Annotated in this window: 9 protein-coding genes; 2 read left to right on the top strand and 7 right to left on the bottom strand. The window is 72.1% G+C overall.

Annotated elements, in window-relative coordinates; all coding sequences use genetic code 11:
- Nucleotides 1–269 precede the first annotated feature (269 nt).
- The gene (locus ACWDS7_RS23880; RefSeq protein WP_451931072.1) at nucleotides 270–2,564 is read left to right on the top strand and encodes an ATP-binding protein; all 2,295 of its coding nucleotides are present in this window, start codon (nucleotides 270–272) and stop codon (nucleotides 2,562–2,564) included.
- Here ACWDS7_RS23880 and ACWDS7_RS23875 read toward each other — a convergent pair.
- Both ACWDS7_RS23875 and ACWDS7_RS23870 read right to left on the bottom strand, forming a co-directional pair.
- Nucleotides 2,539–3,357, bottom strand: coding sequence for an alpha/beta fold hydrolase (locus tag ACWDS7_RS23875; RefSeq protein ID WP_451931071.1), 819 nt, complete (start codon nucleotides 3,355–3,357; stop codon nucleotides 2,539–2,541). The two genes, ACWDS7_RS23880 and ACWDS7_RS23875, sit on opposite strands and share 26 nt — an antisense overlap.
- 82 nt (nucleotides 3,358–3,439) lie before the next feature.
- Nucleotides 3,440–4,393, bottom strand: a complete 954-nt coding sequence (locus ACWDS7_RS23870) for an alpha/beta hydrolase (protein WP_451931070.1) — start codon at nucleotides 4,391–4,393, stop codon at nucleotides 3,440–3,442.
- A 192-nt stretch (nucleotides 4,394–4,585) separates the two neighbouring features.
- On the opposite strand from ACWDS7_RS23870, the gene ACWDS7_RS23865 reads away from it, so the two are divergent.
- The gene (locus ACWDS7_RS23865) at nucleotides 4,586–5,311 is read left to right on the top strand and encodes an alpha/beta fold hydrolase (protein WP_451931069.1); all 726 of its coding nucleotides are present in this window, start codon (nucleotides 4,586–4,588) and stop codon (nucleotides 5,309–5,311) included.
- A gap of 158 nt (nucleotides 5,312–5,469) precedes the next feature.
- On the opposite strand, the gene ACWDS7_RS23860 is transcribed toward ACWDS7_RS23865, so the two are convergent.
- From ACWDS7_RS23860 to ACWDS7_RS23840, 5 genes are all read right to left on the bottom strand, one after another.
- Entirely contained in the window at nucleotides 5,470–5,946 is a 477-nt protein-coding gene (locus tag ACWDS7_RS23860) for a pyridoxamine 5'-phosphate oxidase family protein (RefSeq protein WP_306870716.1), read from the bottom strand.
- A gap of 13 nt (nucleotides 5,947–5,959) precedes the next feature.
- Entirely contained in the window at nucleotides 5,960–7,369 is a 1,410-nt protein-coding gene (locus tag ACWDS7_RS23855) for an MFS transporter (RefSeq protein ID WP_451931068.1), read from the bottom strand.
- Between the two features lie 89 nt (nucleotides 7,370–7,458).
- Nucleotides 7,459–7,905 carry a carboxymuconolactone decarboxylase family protein gene (locus tag ACWDS7_RS23850; protein WP_451931067.1) on the bottom strand — a complete coding sequence of 149 codons (447 nt, stop codon included), beginning with the start codon at nucleotides 7,903–7,905 and terminating at the stop codon, nucleotides 7,459–7,461.
- Between the two features lie 288 nt (nucleotides 7,906–8,193).
- Entirely contained in the window at nucleotides 8,194–8,823 is a 630-nt protein-coding gene (locus ACWDS7_RS23845) for a hypothetical protein (RefSeq protein ID WP_451931066.1), read from the bottom strand.
- A gap of 173 nt (nucleotides 8,824–8,996) precedes the next feature.
- Nucleotides 8,997–9,947 (bottom strand): aminoglycoside phosphotransferase family protein, encoded by a 951-nt coding sequence (locus tag ACWDS7_RS23840; protein WP_451931065.1) that lies wholly within the window; start codon nucleotides 9,945–9,947, stop codon nucleotides 8,997–8,999.
- Nucleotides 9,948–10,079 lie beyond the last annotated feature (132 nt).

Here is a 10,079-nt window from a genome sequence, read left to right as displayed (position 1 = left end):
ATCGTCACGGCCGCCGCGGTCACCGGCGCCGTCCGGGCGGCGGGGCGGCACTGGCTCGCCCCCGGCGCCACCGAACCCTTCGCCGCCGTCCTGCGCCGCGCCCTGTCCTGCGTCGTCCCCGCCGCGCCTCCCGGAGGCCCGCAGGCTCAGTGACGTCGGCATGGGCCCGGCCGCGGGCCCGCGCGGGAGAACATCCGCCCTCAACGGGTGGATAGGGTAGATATGCGGCGTTTGGGGTGCTTCGCCGACGTTAATCGTGAGGGGGACGGGTGGCGGAGTCGTTCGGCGGGTTGCTGCGGAGCTTGCGACACGCCGCCAAACTGACGATCGAGGAGCTCTCCCACGCGTCGGGCGTCAGCGTACGGGCCATCGGCGACATGGAGCGCGGGGCCAGCCGCGGCCCGCAACGGCGCACCGTGGAGGCACTGGCCGAAGGGCTGGGACTCGACGACGCGCGGCGGGCGGCGCTGTCGGAGGCGGCACGGGCGGGACGGCCGCGCCAGGAGGCCCCCGCGCCGGGCGCGTGCGAGCTGCCCCGCGGAGTGGGCGACTTCACCGGACGGGCACGGGAGCTGTGCGCGCTGCGCGAACTGGCGGCCCGCACGGGGGACGAGCGGGCCGCCGTCGTGGCCGCCGTCTCCGGCGCCGCCGGCATCGGCAAGACGGCGCTGGCGGTGCGGGCCGCCAGGCAGCTGGCCGACCTGTTCCCCGACGGCCGCTTCTACCTGGACCTGCGCGGCATGGATCCGGTCCCGCTGGACCCGGGGACGGCGCTGTCCCGGCTGCTCAAGGCCCTGGGGGTGGCCGAGCGGCGCATCCCCGCCGACGAGGAGGACCGCGCGGGCCATCACCGGGCCCTGCTGCGCGACCGGCGATGCCTGATCATCCTGGACAACGCGGCGCACGAAGGCCAGGTGCGTCCGCTGCTGCCCTCAGACGGTCCGGTGATGACAGTGGTCACCAGCCGCCGGCCGCTGGCCGGGCTGGAAGGCGTGCACCAGGTCCCACTGGCGCACCTGGCCACCGGGGAGGCGGCCGCGCTGCTGCGCGCGATCGTGGGCGCGGAGCGTGCCGGGGCCGATCCGGACGGGGTGGCGCAGGTGGCGAGCCTGTGCGGAAACCTGCCGCTGGCGCTGCGCATCGCCGGGAACCGGTTGCAGAGCAGGCCCGGCTGGACGGTCGGGCAGCTGGCCGCGCGCCTCGGCGACGAGGGACGGCGGGTGGAATCCCTGGCCGCGGGAGACCTGTCCGTGGCCGCCGCCTTCGCGCTGTCGTACCGGCAGCTCTCCCCGCCGGCCCGGCAGAGCTTCCGGCGCCTGGCGCTGGCCGCGGCGCCGGACTTCGGGGTGCCGATGACGGCGGTCCTGGCCGAGCTCGGCCCGGCCGAGGCCGAGGACGCGCTGGAGGAGCTGGTCGACCTCGGTCTGCTGCAGTCGCCGTACGCGGGCCGCTACCGCTTCCACGACCTGGTGCGGCTGTTCGCCCGCGCCCGGCTGTCGGATGAGGAGTCCATCGTGGCCCAGCGGCAGGCGCGGCGGCGCATGGACGACTGGCTGCTGAAGGTCGCCACGGTCGCCGGACGCTGGTTCGAGCCGGACTACGGCGCCCCGCCGCCGGACTGGGGCTCCCCCGTCGAGCTGAACAGCTCGCAGCAGGCGCACGAGTGGCTCCAGTTGGAGGGCGAGGCGTGGCTGGCGGCGTTGCGGCAGGCGGCCCGCGTCGGCGAGCACGCGCGCGTCGTCGAGGTGGCCGAGGCCATGCACTGGTTCTCGGACCTGTGGATGCACTGGGGGCACTGGCCCGAGGTGTTCGAGCTGTCCGCCAGGTCCGCCCGCGCCATGGGCGAGCGCGGGCAGGAGGCGACGCATCTCAATTACCTGTCCTGGGCGCAGACCTACTGCCAGGCCCGCTACGACGAGGCGGAGGCGACCGCCCTGCGCGCGCTGGAGCTGGCCCGCGACATCGGCGACGTGCGGCAGCAGGGCTGGGCGCTGACCTACGCCACCTGGGCGCTGTGGGGCCGTGACGACCAGCCGAGCGGGGAGACCGCGCTGAGCTACACGCGGCAGGCGGCGGAGTGGTTCCAGGAGGCCGGGGACACCGAGGGCTACGCCCAGGCCATGGTCAGTGTGGGAAACAGCCTGCGCCGGCTCGGCCGGGTGGAGGAGTCCGTGCGGCACAACCTGGCCCTGGTGGAGCGGCTGCGCGATCCCGCCTTCGGCGGCTCGCCGGCCATCGTCAACCATGCCGTCGGTGCGGCGCTGGACCTGGTGGGTGAGGGCTACCTCGCCCTCGGACGCTGGCGGGAGGCCGCCGACCACTACCACCAGGCGTTGCGGGAGATGCGCAGGCGCCCGATCACCCGGGCCGTGGCGCTCTCGCTGACCAACCTGGGCAAGGCGCTGGTCCAGCTGGCGGAGGTGGAGCAGGCCCGCGAGGCGTTCCGGGAGGCTGTGGAGCTGTATGAGGCCGCCGATGACACCGACCGGGCGGCCCAGGTGCTCAAGGAGCTCGACCAGGTCGCGCAGGCGGATCCTGTCACGGGTCCACGAAGCGCTGGATGAAGGTCAGGGCTGTGCCGCAGACTTCGCGCCAACCGCTGTCGACGGTCAGCGAGTGCCCGCGGCCGGGCATCTCGATGATCTCGGTCAGGTGGTGCGGGTTGCGGACCTGGTTCCGGTAGGAGGCGTGGACGACGGTCCAGGGGACGGTGGCGTCCATCTCGCCGGAGACGAGCAGCAGCGGGCCCCGATCCTCCGCGGTGCCGTCGACCTCCGGCCCGCTCCACGGGTCGAAGGCGGCGGACGCCTGGAGAGGCGGCACGCCCGGTGCGGGGACGGCGAACGTCTCGTACAACCACTCGGCCTCCTCCTCGCCGACGGCGTTGGCGAAGGAGTGGCGGAACTGGTCGTAGGTGAGCGGGACGGCGCCGCGGCCGGCGGCCGGATCGGCCGACGCGCGGGCGGGGACGCGCGGCGGGGAGATCGGCAGCGGCAGCGCCCCCCGGAAGGGGGCCGGGCCGATGGCCACGCCGGCGCAGGCCATGCCGCGCCCGGCGAGGACCTGCGTGAGCAGGCCGCCGGTGGAGTGGCCGACGACGGCGGGCCTGCGCTCCAGCCCGCCGATCAGGTCCGCGAAGTGGTCGGCCACCTCGCCGGCCGTCCGGCCGGCCGTGGCCCCGGCCGGCGGCATGACGGGCCAGTCAGGAGTGATGGGAGCGAATCCCGCCTCGTCGAACACCCGGGCCCAGCGCTCCCAGCTCGTGGGCAGCAGCCACAGGCCGTGGATGAAGACGACCGGGACCCGGCCGGTGGCGTTGGCCTGGCGTATCCGGGCGAGGTCGAAGGTGGATGGCATGAATCCGTCCTGGAGTCGGGGGTCGGTCCGTACGAGGGCCGCCGGTCGTGGTGGCGGCCCTCCGTACGACCCGGGGACCGTCTCAGCTCTCGGCGAGGGCCCGGCGGAGCGTGCCGACGGCCAGCCCGATCGCCGACTCGGCCGCGTAGGTCCCGCGCAGCGCGTCGAGCATGACGAAGTCGTGGATGATCCCCAGCTGGCGCACGGCCGTCACCGGCACCCCGGCCGCGCGGAGCTTGCCCGCGTACGCCTCGCCCTCGTCGCGCAGCACGTCCGCCTCGGCGGTGATGACCAGCGCCGGAGGCAGCCCGGCCAGCTCCTCGGTGGTGGCCCGCAGCGGGGAGGCGGTGATCTCCGCCCGCTGGGCCTCGTCGGTGGTGTACTGGTCCCAGAACCACTGCATGCCGTCCCGGCGCAGGAAGTAGCCCTCGGCGAACTGCTGGTAGGAGCCGGTGTCGAAGGACGCGTCGGTCACCGGGTAGAACAGCACCTGCTGCCGCAGCGGCACTCCCCCTCGCTCCTTGGCCATCAGCGTCAGCGCCGCGGCCATGTTGCCGCCGACGGAGTCGCCGACCACCGCGATGCGCGTGGCGTCCAGGCCCCTGGACGCGCCCTCGGCGACGACCCACCGGGCCACCGTCCAGTTCTGCTCGATCGCCACCGGGTAGCGGTGCTCGGGCGACAGGTCGTACTCGGGGAAGACGACGGCGGCGCCGGCGCCCACCGCCAGCTCGCGCACCAGCCGGTCGTGGGTGTGGGCGTTGCCGAAGACCCAGCCGGCGCCGTGGATGTAAATGATCACGGGAAGGTCGCCCGTGCTGCCCGCCGGCCTGACGACGCGGGCCCTGACCTCACCGGTGGGGCCACCGGTGATCGTCACCCACTCCTCGTCCACGGCGGGCTTGTCGGTCGGGCCGGACTGGACTTCGTCCACGGCCTTGCGGCCCTCGTCCGGCGGGAGCTGGAAGAGGAACGGCGGCCGGGCCGTGGCCTCGGCGAAGGCTTGCGCGGCAGGTTCCAGGACAGGCTTGATCATGATCGCTCCAAAAGGGGAAAGGCGGGGCTCCGGCACATGGGGGCTCCCGTTCACCACACATCCAAGCAAGCGGCACCGGGAGAAGACGAGGCAGAAGCACAGGCAGAAGTACGCTTCCGCCTCGTTCCCCCCGTCGCGGCCTGTTTGGATCGCCACTGAACAACCGACACCTTGCTGACAAGGAGCGCTTCCATGACGGAAACCACCACCCCGACAGCCGTCCTCGTGCACGGCGCGTTCGCCGACGCGGCCAGCTGGTCCGGCGTCATCACCGAACTGCAGCAGCATGGCGTCCCCGTGGTGGCCCCGCCCAACCCGCTGCGCGGCCTGGCCTCCGACGCGGCGTACGTCGCCTCCGTGGCGGCCCAGATCGACGGCCCTGTCGTGCTGGTCGGCCACTCCTACGGTGGTGCGATCATCACCGTGGCCGGCGCGACGGAGAACGTCGTCGGTCTCGTCTACGTCGCCGCCTACGTCCTCGAGGAGGGCGAGAGCCTCGCCGAGCTGCAGGGACGGTTCCCGGAGCCGCCGCTGGGGGCCAGCCTGCGGCAGACCACGTACCCGGTGGAGGGCGCCGAGCCCGCCGTCGAGTTCACGATCGCCCCCGAGGCGTTCCCCCGGGTCTTCGCCGCGGACGTGCCCGGCGAGGTCACCGGGGTGCTGGCGGTGGCGCAGCGGCCGCTGGCCGCCGCGGCGTTCACCGAGACCGCGAGCACGGCGGCCTGGAGGACGAAGCCCTCGTGGGCGGTCATCGCCGACGCCGACCAGGCGATCAACCCCGAGGTCCAGCGGTTCGGAGCCAAGCGGGCGGGGGCGACCGGCGTCGAGGTCGCGGGCGCTTCGCACGCCGTCGCGGTGTCCCGTCCGAAGGAGGTCGCCGACGTGATCCGCGAGGCGGTCCGGGCCACCTCGGCCTGACACCTCACCGCGCGCCGCCGCGTCTCTCCCCGCGCCGGGACACCGGTGGTCCACGCCGCCGGCTCTCGCCGGCGCCGGGGCCGCCCCCGCCCACGGTGCGGTACGTCACCCGATGAGCGGCTCTTCCAGCCGGTCATCGGGCGACGTGGCCCCGGGGGTCAGCCGCTCTGCCAGATCCTGCTACGCAGGTCCATGCCGCGGATGACCTGGACGCGCCAGGGTGTCAGGCGCAGGACGTGGAGCTTGGGGTCGGCCGGCGAGCGCCAGAAGTTGCCCAGGTCGTAGCCGGCTCCGCGCGGGCTCGTCCTCTTGTACAGGTCCCACACGTGGCTCCTGACCGGCAGGTCGTCGACCCACGCGGCGACCGTGTCGACGGCGACGGAGTTGTTGCCCTGGGTCCAGTAGGAGAAGCTGGTGTGAGGGTTGCCGGCGATGTGCGCCGCTTTGACGGGCGTCTTGTAGGTGGCGAGCCAGCCGAGCGGACGGCCGTCGACGTTCTCCCAGACGGGGATCAGGACCCTGGTCCTGGGCCGGTTCTCGGCGTCCACGGTGACCATCGTGGCGTAGACGATGGCGCCGACGAAGGCGTTGAACTCGCTCTCGATCTCGGCGAAGGACTTCACTTTCACAGTCATGGTGTCTCCAGGTTCACAGGTGCTGCTCGATCGGGGTCCCGCTGCGGCGCAGCCCGGGGGCGATGACGAGGGCGCCCAGGGCGGCGGCGACGACGGGCACGACCAGTGCGGCGTGGAAGCCGTCGAGTACGCCCTGCGGTGAGATGTCGCCTCCGGTCGCGGCGAGGCTGACGGCGGTCACGACTGCCAGTCCCAGTCCCGCGCCGAACTGGAAGGAGGTGTTCAGCAGCCCGCCGGCGAGCCCCTGCTCCTCCTCGGCGATCCCGTCGGTGGCGGCGATGGTGAGCGGCCCGTAGACCAGCGCGAAGGCCGCCCCGAGCAGGATCATGGTGGGGAACATGGCCACGTAGGTCCAGTCCAGGCCGATCGGCTGGAACAGCGCGTAGGCCAGCACGGCCAGCAGCAGGCCTCCGAAGATCACCCGCACGTTGCCGAAGCGGTTGACCAGCCAGGGGGTCAGCGTCGGCGCGAGGACGGCGTCGATGCCGATGGCCAGCAGGGCCAGTCCGGTCTCGAGCGGCGACCAGCCGCGCAGCTGCTGCAGGTAGAGCACGGCGATGAACTGGAAGGCGAAGAACGAGCCGGAGAACAGGACCGCGCCCAGGTTGGCGCGGACCAGCGCTCCCGACCGGAAGACACCCAGGCGCACCAGGGGGGAACGCGACCGCCGCTCGACGGCCACGAAAGCGGCCAGCAGAGCCAGGCTCGCGGCCAGCAGCAGGAGCGTCTGCGCCCAGCCCACGTGAGCCGCCCTCTCGACGGCGAGGACGAGCAGCAGCACCGAGCCCGTGACGCTGATCGCGCCCGCGAAGTCGAAGCCCTGGGCGGGACGGTCGCTCGGCTCGTCCCTGGGCACCAGCGCGACGGCGGCGGCGAGAATCGCCGCGGTCAGCAGGACCGGGGCGAAGAACACCCATCGCCAACTGATCGTCGTCAGCAGGCCGCCGACGACGAGCCCGAGGGAGAACCCGGCGGCGGCCGTACCGGCGTAGACGAGAAGCGCCTTGTTGCGCAGCCTGCCCTCGGGGAAGCTCGTGGTGATGATGGACAGGCCCGCGGGGGTGAGGAACGCTGCGGCGATGCCCTTGACCAGCCGGGACAGGATCAGGATCCAGCCCTCGCCGGCCAGTCCGCCCAGGCCGGAGAAGACGAGGAAGACCGCCAGCCAGAACAGGAACATGCGTCTGCGGCCGAGCAGGTCGGCGGCCCGGCCGCCCATGAGCATGAAGCCGCCGTAACCGAGCACGTAGGCGCTGACCACCCACTGCAGCTCACCGGTGGACATGGCCAGCTCCGCCTGGATCGACGGCAGGGCCACGCCCATCATCGAGACGTCCACGCCTTCCAGGAAGATGGCGCCGCACAGCACGAGCAGCATGCCCCACGCCCGCCTGCTCATGCGGTCGGTCTGTTGAAACATCATTCTTGTTCCGTTCCTTGTCGGACGCGTAGCCGGGCAGCACTGATCGGCCTCGCGGCATCCGTGCCGCGAGGGGGGTAGCACCGGGAAGCTCAGCTCGGGGGATGCAGCCGAGCCGCCAGGCACATGCGATCCAGTGCGTTGCACAGGGAGATCGTCATGATGAGGTTGCCGAGGTTGTAAGGTCCGAGCAGCAGCTCGGCCTCGCCGTACTCCTCCTCGGACACGCCTTCGGGCCGCAGCCGGGTCATGGCCTCGGCCAGGGCCAGCGCGGCCCGCTCGGTCGCGGAGAACAGCCGGGAGTCGCGCCAGCCCGCCAGTTGGTGGAGCCGCTCCTGGGCGTCGCCCAGGCGCAGGAGCTCCGCGGAGCGCCTGCCGAGGAAGTACGCGCACCCGTTGATCTGGGAGACACGGATCTTCACCAGCTCTCGCAGCCGGTCATCGACCAGCGTCTCCCGCCGCAGCACGCAGTCGAGCTCGGCGATGATCTCGACGGCGCGCGGCGACACGGCACTCAGAGCGATCCGCTCGTGGTCCATCGAGCCCTCCTCTGGTTCCCGTTGGCTGATCAAGCATCGATCACGCCGTGACCTGGAACAACAGCGAAGTTCTTACCTGTCGGTAAGGCGGCTTTACCGACAGGAGGGCAGGTGGGACGGACTGGCGGGAACTCATCACGCTCGTCGGCGCGGGCAGAGGAGTCACCGTGGCCGCCGCTCAGGGGGCGCGCCACCACCCCCGCCCCGACCCGGCTCACCTCCCCGTCGAAGACGCCAGGCCGCTGAAGTGCGGACTCCTCTGGCGGGCGGCGGGGGTCACCGTCAGGGTCAGCAGACTCCGGGCAGCGCGCATACCTTCGCCGCCATTTCAGCGGCGGTGCGACGCAGGGTCTTGACGGCCTGTTTCTGCGGGTAGCCGAGGGCGTCCGAATCGCCGGAGTAGATCATCAGCGCGCTCCCCTTGCGCGTCACGAGGCCCGACAACAGAGGAGACCATTCCTTGTTGAGCTTGTCGTACATCATGAGGCGCAGCAGCGCGGCCTCGTCCGCGAGCCGCGTACGGTTCACCACCCACCGGGTTCTCCCGTCGTCGGCCCAGCTGTACGGCTTGCCGTACGGCGCGGCCGCGCACCGCTTGGCGTTGGCGAGCAGCTTTCTCATGGCCGTCCTGGCCGCCTCGGCGTTCCGATAGATCACGAGTTGCTCGCTGGAGTACGACGGCGCGCTGTCGGTGCGGACAATGGTGCGCGCGGCCGCCCGGTCCGCCGTCGTGGCGTGCTTGCGCCCGCAGGGGTTCAGCTCCAAGGGCCTGCCCGGCCGGTCGCTGATCTCCCACCAGATCTCGTCCTTCTCTATCTCCGACAGGGGCGTACGGGCGGCCCTCTCGCTCAGCAGGAAGTTCTTGGGGATCTGGGCGGGGGGCAAGGACCAGAGAGCCGCCGCGAGGATTATGATCATGCCGGGTTAGATGGGCGGAACGCCCATCAGGTTCGCGCGAGCACGGCGACCCGGGCGGTGCGGAGCAGACCGCCGGTGAACGGCCGTCCGACCGCCGGTGAACGGTCGTCCGGGGGCCCCTTCGGCCCGCCGTCGGCTACAGCCCTTCACCGCACCCACGGCATCGGCTGCCCTCACGGCTGCCGCTCCCCGGGTGAGGAGCAGCCGTCTGCCAGGATGCGTTCCAGGGTGCGCCGGCCCAGCCGGCTCATGGCCGGATCGGTTTCGAGGTAGTACCAGACGAGCCCCATCGCCTGCACGAAGGCCCACGCTCTGCCTCGCTCCCATTCAAGATCGTCGCACCCGAGGTCCAGGCGGAGCACCTGCCGCGGCCCGGACTCCAGCAGATGCCAGGCGCTCACGAGATCCAGAGCGGGATCGGCCGGCCCGAAGCCGCCGACGTCGAGGATCCCGGCCAGCCGGCCGGCGGACACGAGCACGTTGCCGGGAATGAGATCGCTGTGGGTCATCACGTCGGCCGCGTGGCGCGGCAGACTTCGAAGGTCTTCCCACATCCGGCGGAGCCGGCGGACGTCCAGAAGCCGTTCGCTGTGCCTGAAACAGGTCTCCATCCACGCGTCGTGAGACCGCAGGTCACCACCTCGGCCTCCGCCGGCGAACGTGCGGCCACGCGTGTCGACGGCACGCAGATCGTTGATGAGATCGGCCATGTCGTGGGCGAACGCGACCGATCCGCCCGGATCCTCGTCGGTGGCCACGACGCCGGGCAGCCACGTCTGCACCGACCACGGAAGCGGGTATCCCGCCCCGGGCTCACCGAGCGCGACCGGCTCGGGCGTGGGAAAGCGCGTGCGGCCCACCAGCTCGCGCGCCGCCTCGGCTTCGGACTCCAGCCAGCGCCGCGCCGAGTCGACGTGGCGGGGTTGCAGAGGGAACCGGGCGGTGAAGCCGTCGCCGATGCGGAAGATGGCGTTGACCGTCCCACGGGCGGCGATGCCCGTGATGGGCAGGTTCCGCCACTCGGGATATTGCTCATCCACCAACGCGCGCACCGTCTCGGGTGACACCGTCAGTTGGTCGGGGTGCATCTTCACGCCGGGATCGTCGCGCGTCCCGGCCTTCACCGCAATGTGTTTTCGGCCGTGGGAGGTGGCCGCGGGCCACGCCGCCGGCTCCGGTGATCCGCCCGGCCCGTGGGATCGGCGTCCGATTGATATTGAACAAGCGACCGCTTTGGTTGATCATGCGGTTATCAC

The sequence above is a fragment of the Streptosporangium sp. NPDC003464 genome (assembly GCF_053588315.1).
The sequence above is the reverse complement of the archived record's forward strand: the minus strand, read 5'-3'. Positions and strand labels throughout refer to the sequence as shown.